Here is a 15,390-nt window from a genome sequence, read left to right as displayed (position 1 = left end):
GCACTCGCGCACCATCCCCGCGCCCCGAGCCATTGGGCGTAAATTGATCACATGCCCCTGCTCCCCAACTCCCGTACCGAACCCGACGGTTCCGCGGTCATCAGGGTCCTCAGCTACAACATCCGCTCGATGCGCGACGACACCGACGCCTTGGCCCGCGTCATCAAGGCCTGCGAACCCGACCTGGTCCTTGTCCAAGAGGCCCCCCGCTTCTTCCGATGGCGCAAGAAACTCGCCCGTCTGGCCCGCGCATCCGACCTGGTCGTCGTCACAGGGGGCGCCACCACCACAGGCCCGGCGATCCTCAGCTCGCTGAGGGCGAGCGTCGAACGCACGGAGGACGTCCTCCTGCCCCACACCCCCGGCCTGCACCGCCGCGGCTTCGCCACGGCCGTCGTCCGCTTCGCCGGCACCCGCCTCGGCGTCCTGAGCTGTCACCTGTCGCTGCAGAAGGACGAGCGCTACGACCAGGCCGGCATGCTCCTGGACCGGCTCGCCGGCATGGGCGTGGAGCACGTGATCGCCGGCGGCGACCTGAACGAACGCCCCGACGGTCCCGCCTTCCGCCTGCTGGCCGGCACCCTGACCGACTGCCGGGCCGCGTCCCCCTGGGGCGGCGAGCACACCTGGACCCCCGCCGACCCCTACCAGCGCATCGACGCGATCTTCGCGACCGAGGGCATCGAGGTGCTGGGCTGCGGCGTGCCGATCGGACACCCCGGAGTGACCGACACAGACCTGAGGGCGGCCACGGACCATCTCCCGGTCCTGGCCGCCCTCAGAGTGCCGGCTTCCTAGACGACCGCACCCCGCCCGGGGTCGTCGTCCTCCTCGTCGTCGGTGCGCATCCGCATCACCAGCGTCGCGAACCCGCCGAGGAAGCCGCCGATCCCCAGCGTGGTCAGCCACCAGGTCATCTCCCAGCCGAGCAGCACGGCCAGCAGGAGCAGCACCGGCCCGCCCAGGACGCCGAGCCAGGCGAACTTGGCGGTGGGGTCGGCGGACGGCAGCGGGGGCGGCTCCGGCGGCACGAAATGCCCCTCGTCGTCCTCGTCGAAGTCGTCCTCGGCGGGCTCGGGCGCCGAGTAATCGCGCGGGCCGACGCCGGGCGCGAAGGAGACGGAGCCGCCCAGCGGCTTGGCCGGCTTGTCGCCGGATGCCTTCGGCTCCGGCCCGTCCGGCTCGCCGGGCTTCCCGGCGTCCGCGGGGGCCGACGCGGCCGTGTCCACCCGGTCGGCCCGGTCGTCGTTGGTCGGAGGCTCCAGCAGCGGCAGGTCCTCGACCGACTTGAACGGCTTGGCGCCCGGCGGGTCCGGCGGTTCCTCGCCGTACCCGGCGACGATCGCCGCCCAGGCGGCCTCCTCGTCGAACGGGACGCCCTTCTCGTCCGGCTCGCGGCCCTCGCGGTCGGAGTCGTGCTCAGCCACCTGCGGTCGTCCCTTCCTTGCCGAGACCGGGCTCCTTGCCGAGGCCGGACGCGAGCCGGCTGATGAAAGTGGTGCTCTCCTCGAAGATCCGGTCCGCGTCATGGTCCAACGTGGCGACGTGGTAGCTCTGTTCCAGGAGGACCTCTTTCACGTCCGTCGACGAGATGCGGCTGAGGACACGGGCCGAGTCGGCCGGCGGCACCACATGGTCCTGCGGGCTGCGCAGCAGCAGCACCGGCTGGGTGACCTGCGGCAGCTCCCGGTCGGTTACCTGGAAGAACTGGCGCAGGGAGTGCGCGGCGTGCAGCGGCACCCGGTCGTAGCCCAGCTCCCTGCTGTCCGGCTTGGCGATGTCGCTGGCGATGCCCTTCGTCGCGGGGACGAAGTGGCGGATCACCGGGAGGGCGTGCGCGGCCAGGCCGTGCACCTTGTTCGCCGGGTTGACGACCATCACTCCGCTGACGGCGTCGCCGTGCCGCGCGGCGAGCCGCAGGGCCAGGGCGCCACCCATGGACAGACCGGCCACGAACACCTGCTCGCGGCGCTCGCACAGGAGGCGCAGCTCGCGCTCCACCTCCGCGTACCAGTCCTGCCAGCCGGTGATCCGCAGGTCCTCCCAGCGCGTGCCGTGCCCGGGGAGCAGCGGCAGCGAGACGGTCATGCCGCGTGCGGCGAGATGCTCCGCCCAGGGGCGCAGCGACTGCGGTGAACCGGTGAAGCCGTGACAGAGGAGCACGGCGATCTCCCCGCCCTCGTGGCGAAACGGCTCGGCTCCGGCAAGGACCGGCACCTTCGGCCTCCTGGTCGTGAGAAGGGACGAACACGATCACGGAATGTCACGGAACGTCATGGCAGGGGTCGCACGGCGTTCGCGGGACCTTCACCGTACGCGACGGCACTGACACCGACCAGGGCCGTCGGCGCCTTTGACGGCGCGCCGGGTTAAGGTCTGATCGATACCTACAGGAGGCACTCGGTTGTTGTACGGCGCGATGAAGGTCGCTGTTGGGGGGCCGCTGAAGGTCGCCTTCAGGCCCTGGGTGGAAGGCCTGGAGAACGTTCCCGCCGAGGGCCCCGCGATTCTGGCGAGCAACCACCTGTCCTTCTCGGACTCGTTCTTCCTGCCCGCGGTCCTGGACCGCAAGGTCACGTTCATCGCGAAGGCCGAGTACTTCACCACGCCCGGGGTGAAGGGCCGGCTGACGGCCGCCTTCTTCAAGGGAGTCGGCCAGCTGCCCGTGGACCGCTCCGGTGCGCGCGGCGCGGGTGAGGCCGCCATCAAGAGCGGCATCGAGGTGCTGGAGCGCGGCGAGCTGTTCGGCATCTACCCGGAGGGGACGCGTTCGCCCGACGGGCGGCTCTACCGCGGCAAGCCGGGCGGCCTCGCGCGCGTGGCGCTGGCGACCGGCGCGCCCGTCATCCCCGTAGCCATGATCGACACGGAGAAGATCCAGCCGCCCGGGAAGGTCATGCCGAAGCTGATGCGCCCCGGCATCCGGATCGGCAAGCCCCTGGACTTCAGCCGCTACCAGGGCATGGAGCACGACCGGTTCGTGCTGCGCGCGGTGACCGACGAGGTCATGTACGAGATCATGAAGCTCTCCGGCCAGGAATACGTCGACATGTACGCGACGGCCATGAAGCGGCAGCTCGCGGAGGCGGCGAAGGCGGAGAAGGAAGCCGAGAAGGCGGCGAAGGCCGCGCTCGCCCGGGCGGAGAAGGAACAGGCGGAGAAGGAACAGGCGGACCAGGAAAAGCCGGAGCGGTAAGAGCCGCAGAAGAGGCGGACGGAGCCCTGGTCGGGGGCGCGTTCCGGGGGTGGGGGAGATGGCCGAGCGCGAGCGGGTCATGAGGATGTCGGTCGAGCAGCCGCTGTGGCGTGCGCTGACCGCCTACCGGGTGCTGACGATGCTGTACGCGGTCGGCCTGTTCGCCACCGCCTACGAGGAGTTCGCCCGGCCCTGGATCGCCGTCGCCTACTACGCCGTACTGGCCGTGTGGACCCTGGCCACCCTGCCCCGGGTCGCGAACGCCGCCCGCTGCACCAAGCGGTTCCTCACCGCCGACCTCACCATCGCCGTCGCCGGCATCCTGCTCACGCCCGTCGCCGACGCGCACGAGCGGGTCCAGGCGGGAGGCCCGACGCTGCCGTCGATATGGACCGCCGGTTCCGTCCTGGCCTTCGCCGTCAAGGGCGGCTGGCGCTGGGCGGCCCTCGCCTCCACGCTCGTGGCCGCCGCCAACCTGGTCGAGCGCGGCAGCCCGGCCCGCGACACCGTCCACAACGTCATCCTCGTCTGCATCGCCTCCATCGCCATCGGCTACGTCGTCGAGGTCGCCCGCGCCTCCGAGCGCACCCTCGCCCGCGCCCTGGAGATCGAGGCCGCGACGAGGGAACGGGAGCGCCTCGCCCGGGACATCCACGACAGCGTGCTCCAGGTGCTGGCGATGGTGCAGCGGCGCGGCGCGGTGATCGGCGGCGAGGCGGCCGAGCTCGGCCGGATGGCCGGTGAGCAGGAGGTCGCGCTGCGCACCCTGGTCTCCGGCGGACTCGTGCCCGTCTCCCGGATCTCGGAGGACGCCGCCGAGGGAGCCGTCGTCCGGGCCGTCGACGAGCAGCCGGAGAAGAGCGGCCCCGTCGACCTGCGCGCCCTGCTCGCGCCGTACGCCGGCGCCAAGGTCAGCCTCGCCGAGCCCGGCGCGCCCGTGCCGCTGGCGCCGGCCGCCGCCCGGGAGGTGGCCGCCGCGGTCGGCGCGGCCCTGGACAACGTCCGCAGGCACGCCGGAGAAGAGGCGCGCGCGTGGATCCTCGTCGAGGACGAGCCGGACGAGGTGATCGTCACCGTACGGGACGACGGACCCGGCATCCCGGAAGGGCGGCTCGCCCAGGCCGAGGGCGAGGGGCGGCTCGGCGTCGCCCTGTCGATCCGCGGACGGCTGCGCGACCTCGGCGGCAGCGCGGAGCTGATCTCGGTGCCAGGCCAGGGCACGGAGGTCGAACTGAAGGTACCGAAGGACCTGACGACCGTACGGGGGAAGGCGGAGCAGCGATGACGGAGACCACTGCGGACCGGCGGGAGCCGATCAAGGTCATGGTGGTCGACGACCACCCCATGTGGCGCGACGCGGTCGCCCGTGACCTGGCCGAGTCGGGCTTCGAGGTCGTCGCCACCGCGGGCGACGGCGAGCAGGCCGTGCGCCGCGCCAAGGCCGCCGCACCCGAGGTCCTGGTGCTCGACCTGAACCTGCCCGGCAAGCCCGGCGTCCAGGTCTGCAAGGAGGTCGTCGCCGCGAACCCCGCGCTGCGCGTCCTGGTGCTGTCCGCGAGCGGTGAGCACGCCGACGTCCTGGAGGCCGTGAAGTCCGGCGCGACCGGCTATCTGCTGAAGTCGGCCTCCACCGAGGAACTCCAGGACGCGGTCCGCCGCACGGCCGTCGGCGACCCCGTCTTCACCCCCGGCCTCGCCGGGCTGGTCCTCGGCGAGTACCGCCGCCTGGCCTCCGAACCCGCCCCCGCCCCCGACACCGACGAGCCGAAGGCGCCCCGCCTCACCGACCGCGAGACCGAGGTACTGCGCCTTGTCGCCAAGGGCCTGAGCTACAAGCAGATCGCCGAACGCCTGGTCATCTCCCACCGCACGGTGCAGAACCACGTCCAGAACACCCTCGGCAAGCTCCAGCTGCACAACCGCGTGGAGCTGGTCAGATATGCGATAGAGCGCGGACTCGACGACGAGTGAGACGCACGCCACACTGACCCTTCGTCAGGCACCTGCTGCGAAGGGACATTCCATGCGGGTCGGAGTACTGACCGGAGGCGGCGACTGCCCCGGGCTCAACGCCGTCATCCGGGCCATCGTCCGCAAGGGCGTGCAGGAGTACGGCTATGACTTCACCGGCTTCCGGGACGGCTGGCGCGGTCCACTGGAAGGCGACACCGTCCGTCTCGACATCCCCGCCGTGCGCGGCATCCTGCCCCGCGGCGGCACCATCCTCGGCTCCTCGCGGACCAACCCGCTGAAGGAGCGGAACGGCATCCGCCGGATCAAGGAGAACCTCGCCGGGCTGGAGGTCGAGGCGCTCATCGCCATCGGCGGCGAGGACACCCTGGGCGTGGCCGCCCGGCTGTCCGACGAGCACGGCGTGCCCTGCGTGGGCGTGCCGAAGACGATAGACAACGACCTGTCCGCCACGGACTACACCTTCGGCTTCGACACCGCGGTCGGCATCGCGACGGAGGCCATCGACCGGCTGCACACCACCGCCGAGTCCCACATGCGGGTCCTGGTCTGCGAGGTGATGGGCCGGCACGCCGGCTGGATCGCCCTGCACTCGGGCCTCGCCGGCGGGGCGAACGTCATCCTCATCCCCGAGCAGCGCTTCGACGTCGAGCAGGTGTGCGCCTGGGTGACGTCCCGCTTCCGGGCGTCGTACGCGCCGATCGTCGTCGTCGCCGAGGGAGCCATGCCCAAGGACGGCGACATGGTCCTCAAGGACCAGTCGCTGGACTCCTTCGGGCACGTCCGTCTGTCCGGTGTCGGCGAGTGGCTCGCCAAGGAGATCGAGAAGCGCACGGGCAAGGAGGCCCGCACGACGGTCCTGGGCCACGTCCAGCGCGGCGGCACCCCCAGCGCCTTCGACCGCTGGCTCGCCACCCGCTTCGGCCTGCACGCCATCGACTGCGTCCGCGACGGCGACTTCGGCACGATGGTCGCCCTGCGCGGCACGGACATCGTCCGCGTCCCCCTCGCGGACGCGACGGCCCGTCTGAAGACGGTGGACCCGACGCTCTACGAGGAGGTCGGGGTGTTCTTCGGCTGACCGCCCGTGCCAGGTGCCGGTCGGAACCGCGCGGCCCCGACCGGCACCTGTGCTACACCGAGGGCGCGCTCGTGCCCCGCAGCTGTCCCACCAGGTCCCGCACGACCGCCGCGCCGCCCAGCGTGAGCACCGACTCCGGGTGGAACTGCACTCCCGCGAATCCCGGCCCCCGCAGCGCGTGCACCTCCCCGTTCGCCGCGCGGCTGACCTGCACGCCGTGCGCGGCCAGCTCCTGACGGGCCCCTTCGTCGCAGCGCGCCACGAAACTGTTGTAGAAACCGACCGTCTCCGGCCGCCCGAACAGGTCGATCGTCGTCTGCGCCCCCTGGTACGGCACTTCCTTGCGTACGATCTCCAGCCCCAGCTCGGCCGCGATCAGCTCGTGCCCGAGGCAGACGCCGAGCACGCCGTGCGGGTGATCACGGATGACCTCGGAGGCGAGGTTGCGCAGGAGGCGCATCTTGGGATCGGTGAGATCGGAAGGGTCACCGGGGCCCGGGCCGAGCACGACCGGGCCCTCGTGCGCGAGCACCGCCTCGCGGAGTCCGTCCTCGTCGTACCGCCGGACGGTCACCTCCAGCCCGCCCGTCCGCAGCACATGCGCGAGCATCGCCGTGAAGGTGTCCTCGCCGTCGACGACCAGGGCGTGTCCCGTGACCTCCTCGGACGGCTCCTGCATCCGCAGCCAGAACGGCGCGAGCGAGGCCCGGCGCCCGTCGAGCGCGGCCCGCACGCGCGGATCGTCGGCCAGTCGCGGCCGTACGGACTCCTCGCGCGGCCGGCCCGGGCGTACGCCCAGCGCCGTCAGCACGCCGGCCGCCTTCGCGTGCGTCTCCGCGACCTCGCCCGCCGGGTCGGATCCGCGCACGAGCGTGGCGCCCACCGGCACCCGCAGCCGGCCGCCGGCACCGATGTCGGCCGTGCGGATGAGGATGGGGGAGTCCAGGGTCTGGGCCCCGCCCGAATCCCGTCCGAGGAGGGCCAGCGCACCGGCGTAGTACCCGCGCCCGCCGACCTCGTGCCGCTCGATGACCCGGCAGGCGTTCTGCACCGGCGAGCCCGTGACGGTCGCCGCGAACATGGTCTCCTTCAGGACCTCGCGCGCGTCCAGCGAGGACTTGCCGCGCAGCTCGTACTCGGTGTGCGCGAGGTGCGCCATCTCCTTCAGCCGGGGCCCGACGACGACGCCGCCCATGTCGCCGACGGTGCACATCATCTTGAGCTCCTCGTCGACGACCATCGACAGCTCCTCGATCTCCTTGCCGTCGGCGAGGAAGTCCAGCAGGTGCTCGGGCGTCGGCCCCTCGGCGGGATAGCGGTACGTCCCGCTGATCGGGTTCATGACGACCGTGCCGCCGGACATCCTGACGTGCACTTCCGGGCTCGCCCCCACCAGCGTCCGGTCCCCGGTGTGCACGACGAACGTCCAGTACGCGCCCCGCTCGCCCTCCAGCAGCCGCCGGAACAGTGCCAGCGCGTCGGCCCGGCCGAACCCGGGGATCTCCCCCTCGTACGTCCGCCGGATGACGAAGTTCGCGCCCTCGCCCCGCCCGATCTCCTCCCGCAGCACGCGCCCGACGATCTCCGCGTACTCCTCGTCACCGACGTCGAAGCCGCCGCCCTCGACCCGCACGTCGTGCGCCGGGAGCTGTTCCAGGGCGTCGGCGAGCGGGACGTCGTAGGACTCCACGGGGGTCAGCACCGACAGCGGCGTGCCGTCGTCACGGACGTCGAAGCCGCGCTCGCGGATCTGCCGGAAGGGGACGAGCGCCAGGCCCTCGTCGGGGAGGTCGGCGAGGCGGTCGTAGGTGGTGACCGGGCCGATGAGGACCTCGATCAGGTCGTGGTCGTGGCCCGGGGTGCGGCGGCGGAGCAGGGCGAAGGGGCGGGGCTCGTGCAGCAGCTGTGTCAGGTCCATGGTTCCTCCGTGGCTGTCGATCGACGGCGATCGATGTCGGTGAGGAGCGGACCCCGGAAACACCGAAGGCCGCCCTCGGGCGGCCTTCGCGAAGTCTGTCGTACGCGCAGTCAGTGGGCCGCCGGATGAGCGGTCCACCACCAGGTCTGGATCGAGTGCGCGAACATGGCAAGCACCCTACCCCATGTCCGAGTCGTGTACCCCGTGTCTCAATTGCTGGGCATGGGCCGGGACGCCCGACACGACCCCGTAATGTTGAGGCCGTGACCGTGAACGCTAAGACCAGCACGAGTGCTGGCAACACCTGGCGAGACCTGCCCGCGGCGCAGCAGCCCGAGTACCCCGACACCGAGGCTCTGCGCGCAGTCGTTGCGGACCTCGAGTCGTATCCGCCGCTCGTCTTCGCGGGCGAGTGCGACCAGCTGCGCGCCCGGATGGCGGCCGTCGCCAAGGGAGAGGCGTTCCTCCTCCAGGGCGGCGACTGCGCCGAGGCCTTCGACGCGGTGTCCGCGGACCACATCCGCAACAAGCTCAAGACGCTGCTCCAGATGGGCGCCGTGCTGACGTACGCCGCCTCCGTGCCGGTCGTGAAGGTCGGCCGTATCGCCGGCCAGTACTCCAAGCCGCGCTCCAAGCCGACCGAGACCCGCGACGGCGTGACGCTGCCGACGTACCGGGGCGACTCCGTCAACGGCTTCGACTTCACCGAAGAGGCCCGCATCCCGGACCCCGAGCGGCTGAAGCGGATGTACCACGCCTCGGCCTCCACGCTGAACCTGGTGCGCGCCTTCACCACCGGCGGCTACGCCGACCTGCGCCAGGTGCACGCCTGGAACCAGGACTTCGTGAAGTCGTCCCCGTCGGGGCAGCGCTACGAGCAGCTGGCGCGCGAGATCGACAACGCGCTGAACTTCATGCACGCCTGCGGGGCCGACCCGGAGGAGTTCAAGACCGTCGAGTTCTACTCCTCGCACGAGGCGCTGCTGCTCGACTACGAGTCCGCCCTGACCCGGATCGACTCGCGCACCGGGCAGCTGTACGACGTCTCCGCGCACATGGTGTGGATCGGCGAGCGCACCCGGCAGCTGGACCACGCGCACATCGAGTTCGCCTCGAAGATCCGCAACCCGATCGGCATCAAGCTGGGTCCGACGACCACGGCCGAGGACGCGCTGCAGTACATCGAGCGCCTCGACCCGGAGCGGCAGCCGGGCCGACTGACCTTCATCGTCCGCATGGGCGCCGACAAGGTCCGCGACAAGCTTCCCGAGCTGGTCGAGAAGGTCACCGCCTCGGGCGCCACCGTCGCCTGGGTCACCGACCCGATGCACGGCAACACCTTCGAGGCGGCCTCCGGGCACAAGACCCGCCGCTTCGACGACGTGCTCGACGAGGTCAAGGGCTTCTTCGAGGTCCACAAGGCGCTCGGCACCCACCCGGGCGGCATCCACGTGGAGCTGACCGGCGACGACGTCACCGAGTGCGTGGGCGGCGGCGACGAGATCTTCGTCGACGACCTGCACCAGCGCTACGAGACGGCCTGCGACCCGCGGCTCAACCGCAGCCAGTCGCTGGACCTGGCGTTCCTCGTCGCCGAGATGTACAGGGACCAGTAACGGGTTCGCCTGTTACCCGACATCGACTGGGGCGCGGATCACATACGATCCGCGCCCCTCTCGGCTTTTGTGCCTCCCACCCGGCGGGTAAGGTTAGGTTAGCCTCACCGATCAACGGGGACGGCGCCTTGGAACGACCTGTCGGGAGGTGGACCGCGTGTACGTGTGCAGTTGCTTCGGGATCACCGAGCAGCAGGTCAAGCAGCACGCGGACGGTGGCGCTTGCACCCCTCGGCAGATCGCGTCCGCCTGCAAGGCGGGCACGGACTGCGGGTCGTGCGTACGCCGCATCCAGGCGCTCCTCGGCAGGGGTTCGTGTCCTCGGCGTGAGCGGGCGGACCGGGGTGAGCCGGTGCTCGCGGAACTGGAAGACGCCGCCTAGAGCCGCATGGATCCGGCTAGCTCGGCTGCTCGATCTGCTGCGCGATGTACAGCGCCTCGCCGATCTTGTCGATGAGCTCCAGCTGCGTGTCCAGGTAGTCGATGTGGTGCTCCTCGTCCTCGAGGATCGACTCGAAGAGGTTCGCGGACGTGATGTCGCCCTTGCTGCGCATCACCTCGATACCGCGCCTGAGGCGGTCGATCGCCTCGACCTCGACCTGCCGGTCCGCCTGGAACATCTCGGTGACCGTCTGACCGACCCGGACATGGAAGAGCCGCTGGTAGTTGGGCAGGCCGTCCAGCATGAGGATGCGTTCGGTGATCTTGTCCGCGTGTTTCATCTCGTCGATGGATTCTTCACGCGTGTACTTGGCGAGTTTGGTCCAGCCCTTGTTGTCCTGGATCCGGTAGTGCAGCCAGTACTGGTTGATCGCCGTCAGCTCGCCGGTCAACTGCTCGTTCAGGAATTCGAGAACCTCGGGGTCGCCCTGCATCGCAGAGGCTCCTTCCGCGCGGGGGGAACTGGCAGGTTGCGCCGCATGATTCCACCGGCGACGAAGATCGTCCAGTAAGTCTTCACTTAGTAAGTAAGGGCATGCTTAGTTCTCATTGCCCTGTTTTGGTGTTGCCCCGGTCAGGGGCATCACCGGGGGTCTGTCAGGATGGAGTCATGGGTCAGCCGGTGGGACACGAATCGGGAGAAGGGCGCGATCCGGCAGGAGCGACGCAGCCCGGGCTGCCGCCGGGACAGCGGATGCAGCGCGGCTGGCCGGTCACGCACTACGGCCCCGTCCCCAAGTTCCGGCCCGAGCGCTGGGAGTTCAGGGTCTTCGGCGCCACGGCCGACGGCGGCAAGCACTGCTGGACCCACGAGGAGTTCACGGCCCTGCCGTACACCACCGTCGTGGCCGATCTGCACTGCGTCACGAAGTTCAGCATGCTGGGCGCCGAGTGGGGCGGTGTCCCCGCGCGCACGATCCTCGACATCGCGCCGCCCGCGGACGACGTCACCCATGTGATGGTGTGGGCCGAGTACGGATTCAGCTCCAACCTCCGGCTGTCCGACTTCGCCTCCGAGCACGTCCTGTTCGCCACCCACAAGGACGGCGAGCTGCTCACCGCCGAGCACGGCTTCCCGCTGCGCCTGATCGTGCCCCACCTGTACGCCTGGAAGGGCCCCAAGTGGGTGCGCGGTGTGGAGTACATGACCGCCGACCGGCGCGGCTTCTGGGAGGAGCGCGGCTACCACAACATCGGCGATCCATGGCAGGAGCAGCGCTACTCGTACCAGGAGGAGCCGGGGGACGGCCCCGACCTCTGAGCCTTCCAGGCTCTGGCGCCTGCGGTGTCTGTGCGGTCTTTCAGCAGTCGCGCAGCTTCTTCAGCCGCTCCACGTCCGCCGCGTGCCCCTCCTTGCCGCCCGGCGTCTCGATGATCAGCGGCACGCCCTCGGTCGCGGGGTGTGTCATCAGGGCCCGGAACGGGTCCTCGCCGATGTGGCCGACGCCGATGTTCTCGTGCCGGTCCTTGTGCGCGCCCACCACGTCCTTGGAGTCGTTGGCGTGGATCAGCTTCAGCCGGCCCGCGCCGACCGTGTCCACCAGCAGGTCCAGCGTCTGGTGCATGCCGCTGGGGCCGGTCAGGTCGTGCCCCGCGGCGAAGATGTGGCAGGTGTCCAGGCACACGCCCAGCTTGGGATGCGCGTCCAGCGCCTCGAAGTACGGGCCGAAGTCCCAGGTCCGTGAGCACAGGGAGGCGCCCTGGCCGGCGGTCGACTCCAGCAGCAGGCACGGGTCGTCGTCGTGGGTCAGCTCGTCGAGCAGCGGCAGCAGATGCTCCCGGACCTGCTTCAGCGCCACCGACCGCTCACGGCCGCCGGTCGCGCTGCCGGTGTGCACCACCACGCCCAGCGCCCCGATCTCGCGTCCGCGGCGCAGCGAGTGCCGCAGCGACTCCACCGACCGCTCCACGGTCGCCTCGGTGTGCGAGCCGAAGTTGATCAGGTAGGGGGCGTGCACGTACGCCGGGATCGACTCGGCCTCGCACGCGGCGCGGAACGCCTCGTCCTGCTTCGGGTTACCGGCCGGAGTGGCCCAGCCGCGCGGGTTGGCGACGAAGACCTGGACGGTCTCGGCCTTCAGATCACGGGCGTAGGTCAGGCCGACGGAGTGGAGGCCACCGGCCACGGGGACGTGGCCGCCCACGGGGTTGCGGGAGGGGCCGGACAGCTGATGGTTCACCCGTTCAGGGTGTCATGCGTCCGGCCCCGCCCCGTCCACGGGCTCCCCGCCCGCATCCGTCACCTGATCTTGATCGTGATCGTCGAGCCCTTGGGCGCGGTCTCCCCGCCCTTCACGGACTGGTCCTTCACCGTGTCGCCGAACAGGCCGAGCAGTCCGCGGTCCTCGTCGACCTGGAAGCCGGCGCTCTTCAGCTCCCGCGTGGCGTCGTCGACGCTGTCGCCGACCACGTCCGGGACCTCGATCATCTCGGGGCCCTTGGACACCGTCAGCGTCACCGTGTCGCCCTCGGCCGCCCGGCCGCCGGGGTTCGGGCTCTGCCGGGCGATCTGGCCCTTGTCGAACTCGGAGGAGGTGACCCGCTCGGTGGCGACCTTCACCTTGAGACCGGCGTCCGTCAGCTCGGCCCTGGCGTCGGCCAGGTCGTCACCGGTGACGTCGGGGATGTCGATGGGGCTGCCCTTGCTGACGACGAGCGCGACCGCCGAGCCCGCGCGCACCTTCGTGCCGTCCGCCGGCCGTGCGGAGATCACCGAGCCCCTGGGCACGTCCTCGCTGAACTCCCGGGTGACCATGCCCGGCTCCAGCCCGTCCTCCTTCAGCAGCGACCGTGCCTTGTCCAGCCGCTGCCCCTCCAGGGCGGGCACCCGCACGTTCCGGGGGCCGTCGGAGATGGTGACGGACACCGAGTCGTTGCCGCGGATGCGTGTCCCGGCCTTCGGGTCGCTGCTGATGACCGTGCCGCGCTCCACGGTGTCGCTGTAGGCGTGTTCCACCTTGCCGAGCTCCAGCCCGGCGTCCGCCAGCCGGTCCTCGGCCTGCGCCTGCGTCTTCGCCAGCAGCGGGGGGACCTCGGTGAACTGGCCCGAGTTGATGTACCAGATGCCGGCGCCGAGTCCGAGCACGAGCAGGACGGCGGCCACGATCGCCATCGGGCCGCGCCTGGGCCCCGAGCGGCGCCGGGACGGCGGGGGCGGCGGGGACTCGAAGCGGCTGGTGCGGTTGAGCGCGGCCGCGGAGCCCACCTCCTCGTCCTCGTTGACGGGCAGCGGGCGAGGCATGGCCGGCGCGCGGGGGATCACGCTCGTACGGTCGTCGGCGTTGACGTGGTCCGCCGCGAGCGCCTGCGGCGGCACCGCGTCCAGCTGCTCCGCCGTCAGCCGGCCGCGCCCGTCACGGACCTGCGCGAGCAGCGCCACCGCGTCGTGCGGGCGGATGTCCGGGGTGCGGGCGGTCGCCGAGGCCACCATCTCGTCCAGCTCGTACGCCAGACCGGGCACGGCGGCCGAGGGCGGCGGGACGTCCTCGTGCAGATGCTTGTAGAGGATCACGGCCGGGGAGTCCCCGTCGTGCGGCTTGTCGCCCGTGAGCATCTCGTAGAGCATCACGCCGCACGCGTACACGTCGACGCGCGGGTCGGCGGTGCCGTTCTCTATCTGCTCGGGGGCGAGGTACGAGACCGTGCCGAGGACGGTGCCGGTGGTGTTCGTCACCGTGTCGACGGCCCGTACGAGGCCGAAGTCGGCGACCTTGACCCGGCCGTCGTCCCCTATCAGGACGTTCTCGGGCTTCATGTCCCGGTGCACGAACCCGGCGCGGTGCGCGGCGCCCAGCGCTGCCAGCACGGGCTCCAGGATGTCCAGGGCGGCATGCGGCTGCAGGGCCCCGCGCTCGCGCAGCACGTCCCGCAGGGTGCAGCCCGCGACGTACTCCATGGCGAGGTAGACGTAACTGCCGTCGGTGCCCTGGTCGAACACCTGCACCACGTTCGGGTGCGCCAGCCGGGCCACCGACTTCGCCTCGCGGATGAACCGCTCGACGAACGAGCCGTCGACGGCGAGCGAGGGGTGCATCACCTTGAGCGCGAGGACCCGGTCGAGCCGGGTGTCCACGGCCCGGTAGACCGTGGCCATCCCGCCGACCGCGATCCGCGCGTCAACGCGATACCGGCCGTCGAGCACCTGCCCGACCAAGGGGTCCTGAAGGGTCGTGTCCACGCAGGCGAGTGTACGAGCCACGACTGACAGCTCCGTCCCCCCGTCAGTTTCGGAGCGCGACTGAAGCGGACCTGTGACGTGCGTCCCACCAAGCTGCGGGCAGTCGTGCCGCTAGAGGCGGTACGGGTGGGCGCAGCGGCACCCCGCTCCGCCGGGCTGCGAAACGCCCCGGCCTCGGCAACAAAGCCGGGTCACTGAAAAGCAGGCCGCTCCGGATCCAGCACGGCCATGCCCTCACCCGGCGAAGACGCCTCCGCGAAATGCCGCCGAGGAATACGCCCCGCCCGATAAGCCAACCGTCCCGCCTCCACCGCATGCCGCATCGCGTCAGCCATCAGCACCGGCTCCTGCGCCCGCGTCACCGCCGAGGCGAGCATCACACCCGCACACCCCAGCTCCATCGCCAACGCCGCGTCCGACGCCGTACCGGCCCCCGCGTCCAGAATCACCGGCACACGCGCGTGCTCGACGATCAGCTGGAAGTTGTGCGGATTGCGGATGCCCAGCCCGGAGCCGATCGGCGAGCCCAGCGGCATGATCGCCGCGCAGCCGACGTCCTCCAGCTTCCGCGCCAGCACGGGGTCGTCATTGGTGTACGGCAGCACCGTGAACCCGTCGTCGACCAGCGTCTCGGCCGCCTCCAGCAGCTCGATCGGATCCGGCAGCAGGGTCCGCTCGTCGGCGATGACCTCCAGCTTGACCAGGTCCGTGCCGAGGGCCTCGCGCGCGAGACGGGCCGTGAGGACGGCCTCACCGGCGGTGAAGCAGCCCGCCGTGTTGGGCAGGACGCGGATGCCCAGCTTGTCGAGGACGGACAGCACCGAGCCGTGCACCGAGGCGTTCACCCGGCGCATCGCGACCGTCGTCAGCTCCGTCCCGGACGCGACCAGCGACCGCTCCAGCACATCGAGGCTGGGCGCCCCGCCCGTACCCATGATCAAGCGGGACGTGAAGGACGTGCCACCGAGGACAAAAGGATCGTCGGCCATG

At 71.0% G+C, this 15,390-nt stretch carries 16 protein-coding genes; 8 read left to right on the top strand and 8 right to left on the bottom strand.

The genetic code is table 11. The annotated features are described in order from the left end of the window. Positions 1-51 precede the first annotated feature (51 nt). Complete coding sequence (locus QF034_RS10565) at positions 52-798, top strand: endonuclease/exonuclease/phosphatase family protein (RefSeq protein WP_307174692.1); 747 nt, start codon at positions 52-54, stop codon at positions 796-798. Here the strand turns inward: QF034_RS10565 and QF034_RS10560 are convergent. Together QF034_RS10560 and QF034_RS10555 are read right to left on the bottom strand one after the other, a co-directional pair. After that, a complete protein-coding gene (locus QF034_RS10560) occupies positions 795-1,427 on the bottom strand; it encodes a hypothetical protein (protein WP_307174691.1) in 633 nt (210 codons plus the stop codon). The two genes, QF034_RS10565 and QF034_RS10560, sit on opposite strands and share 4 nt — an antisense overlap. Then, positions 1,420-2,217: an alpha/beta hydrolase gene (locus QF034_RS10555; RefSeq protein ID WP_307174690.1), complete on the bottom strand. Its 798-nt coding sequence runs from the start codon at positions 2,215-2,217 to the stop codon at positions 1,420-1,422. Before QF034_RS10555 ends, QF034_RS10560 begins: the two co-directional genes overlap by 8 nt. 202 nt (positions 2,218-2,419) lie before the next feature. Between QF034_RS10555 and QF034_RS10550 the strand changes: the two genes are divergently transcribed. From QF034_RS10550 to QF034_RS10535, 4 genes are read left to right on the top strand one after another with little or no spacing between them, the layout of a single operon-like run. Further along, complete coding sequence (locus QF034_RS10550) at positions 2,420-3,196, top strand: lysophospholipid acyltransferase family protein (RefSeq protein ID WP_307174689.1); 777 nt, start codon at positions 2,420-2,422, stop codon at positions 3,194-3,196. Positions 3,197-3,254: 58 nt separating this feature from the next. Continuing rightward, positions 3,255-4,481 carry a MacS family sensor histidine kinase gene (macS, locus tag QF034_RS10545; protein WP_307174688.1) on the top strand — a complete coding sequence of 409 codons (1,227 nt, stop codon included), beginning with the start codon at positions 3,255-3,257 and terminating at the stop codon, positions 4,479-4,481. Beyond that, on the top strand, positions 4,478-5,167 hold the full coding sequence (locus QF034_RS10540; protein ID WP_086565422.1) for a response regulator: 690 nt from the start codon (positions 4,478-4,480) through the stop codon (positions 5,165-5,167). The genes macS and QF034_RS10540 overlap by 4 nt, the downstream gene beginning before the upstream one ends. A gap of 52 nt (positions 5,168-5,219) precedes the next feature. Next, positions 5,220-6,248, top strand: coding sequence for a 6-phosphofructokinase (locus QF034_RS10535; protein ID WP_307174687.1), 1,029 nt, complete (start codon positions 5,220-5,222; stop codon positions 6,246-6,248). A 52-nt stretch (positions 6,249-6,300) separates the two neighbouring features. Here the strand turns inward: QF034_RS10535 and QF034_RS10530 are convergent, their stop codons facing one another. Together QF034_RS10530 and QF034_RS41440 are read right to left on the bottom strand one after the other, a co-directional pair. Then, entirely contained in the window at positions 6,301-8,166 is a 1,866-nt protein-coding gene (locus tag QF034_RS10530) for an anthranilate synthase family protein (protein WP_307174686.1), read from the bottom strand. Positions 8,167-8,276: 110 nt separating this feature from the next. After that, positions 8,277-8,333 (bottom strand): trp operon leader peptide, encoded by a 57-nt coding sequence (locus QF034_RS41440; RefSeq protein WP_082319877.1) that lies wholly within the window; start codon positions 8,331-8,333, stop codon positions 8,277-8,279. 96 nt (positions 8,334-8,429) lie between these two features. Between QF034_RS41440 and QF034_RS10525 the strand changes: the two genes are divergently transcribed. Then, complete coding sequence (locus tag QF034_RS10525; RefSeq protein WP_307174685.1) at positions 8,430-9,782, top strand: class II 3-deoxy-7-phosphoheptulonate synthase; 1,353 nt, start codon at positions 8,430-8,432, stop codon at positions 9,780-9,782. Between the two features lie 148 nt (positions 9,783-9,930). Further along, positions 9,931-10,164, top strand: a complete 234-nt coding sequence (locus QF034_RS10520; protein ID WP_307174684.1) for a (2Fe-2S)-binding protein — start codon at positions 9,931-9,933, stop codon at positions 10,162-10,164. A 16-nt stretch (positions 10,165-10,180) separates the two neighbouring features. Here the strand turns inward: QF034_RS10520 and bfr are convergent, their stop codons facing one another. Continuing rightward, positions 10,181-10,657 (bottom strand): bacterioferritin, encoded by a 477-nt coding sequence (gene bfr / locus QF034_RS10515; RefSeq protein WP_086565088.1) that lies wholly within the window; start codon positions 10,655-10,657, stop codon positions 10,181-10,183. A 176-nt stretch (positions 10,658-10,833) separates the two neighbouring features. Here bfr and QF034_RS10510 point away from each other — a divergent pair, with 176 nt between their 5' ends. Then, positions 10,834-11,484 (top strand): sulfite oxidase-like oxidoreductase, encoded by a 651-nt coding sequence (locus QF034_RS10510; protein WP_086565089.1) that lies wholly within the window; start codon positions 10,834-10,836, stop codon positions 11,482-11,484. Between the two features lie 40 nt (positions 11,485-11,524). Here the strand turns inward: QF034_RS10510 and QF034_RS10505 are convergent, their stop codons facing one another. From QF034_RS10505 to QF034_RS10495, 3 genes are all read right to left on the bottom strand, one after another. After that, positions 11,525-12,403 (bottom strand): deoxyribonuclease IV, encoded by an 879-nt coding sequence (locus QF034_RS10505; RefSeq protein ID WP_307174683.1) that lies wholly within the window; start codon positions 12,401-12,403, stop codon positions 11,525-11,527. Between the two features lie 59 nt (positions 12,404-12,462). Beyond that, the gene (gene pknB / locus QF034_RS10500) at positions 12,463-14,400 is read right to left on the bottom strand and encodes a Stk1 family PASTA domain-containing Ser/Thr kinase (protein WP_307174682.1); all 1,938 of its coding nucleotides are present in this window, start codon (positions 14,398-14,400) and stop codon (positions 12,463-12,465) included. Between the two features lie 191 nt (positions 14,401-14,591). Then, positions 14,592-15,389 (bottom strand): thiazole synthase, encoded by a 798-nt coding sequence (locus QF034_RS10495; protein WP_307174681.1) that lies wholly within the window; start codon positions 15,387-15,389, stop codon positions 14,592-14,594. Position 15,390: the final 1 nt, after the last annotated feature.

Source organism: Streptomyces africanus (assembly GCF_030816955.1).
Lineage (GTDB): Bacteria > Actinomycetota > Actinomycetes > Streptomycetales > Streptomycetaceae > Streptomyces > Streptomyces africanus.
The sequence above is the reverse complement of the archived record's forward strand: the minus strand, read 5'-3'. Positions and strand labels throughout refer to the sequence as shown.

Coding starts and splice junctions, on each gene's coding strand:
- QF034_RS10510 (WP_086565089.1), top strand. CDS start 10,834: ATGGGTCAGCCGGTGGGACACGAATCGGGAGAAGGGCGCGATCCGGCA.
- QF034_RS10550 (WP_307174689.1), top strand. CDS start 2,420: ATGAAGGTCGCTGTTGGGGGGCCGCTGAAGGTCGCCTTCAGGCCCTGG.
- QF034_RS10530 (WP_307174686.1), bottom strand. CDS start 8,166: ATGGACCTGACACAGCTGCTGCACGAGCCCCGCCCCTTCGCCCTGCTC.
- macS (WP_307174688.1), top strand. CDS start 3,255: ATGGCCGAGCGCGAGCGGGTCATGAGGATGTCGGTCGAGCAGCCGCTG.
- QF034_RS10565 (WP_307174692.1), top strand. CDS start 52: ATGCCCCTGCTCCCCAACTCCCGTACCGAACCCGACGGTTCCGCGGTC.
- QF034_RS10540 (WP_086565422.1), top strand. CDS start 4,478: ATGACGGAGACCACTGCGGACCGGCGGGAGCCGATCAAGGTCATGGTG.
- QF034_RS10535 (WP_307174687.1), top strand. CDS start 5,220: ATGCGGGTCGGAGTACTGACCGGAGGCGGCGACTGCCCCGGGCTCAAC.
- bfr (WP_086565088.1), bottom strand. CDS start 10,657: ATGCAGGGCGACCCCGAGGTTCTCGAATTCCTGAACGAGCAGTTGACC.
- QF034_RS10495 (WP_307174681.1), bottom strand. CDS start 15,389: ATGGCCGACGATCCTTTTGTCCTCGGTGGCACGTCCTTCACGTCCCGC.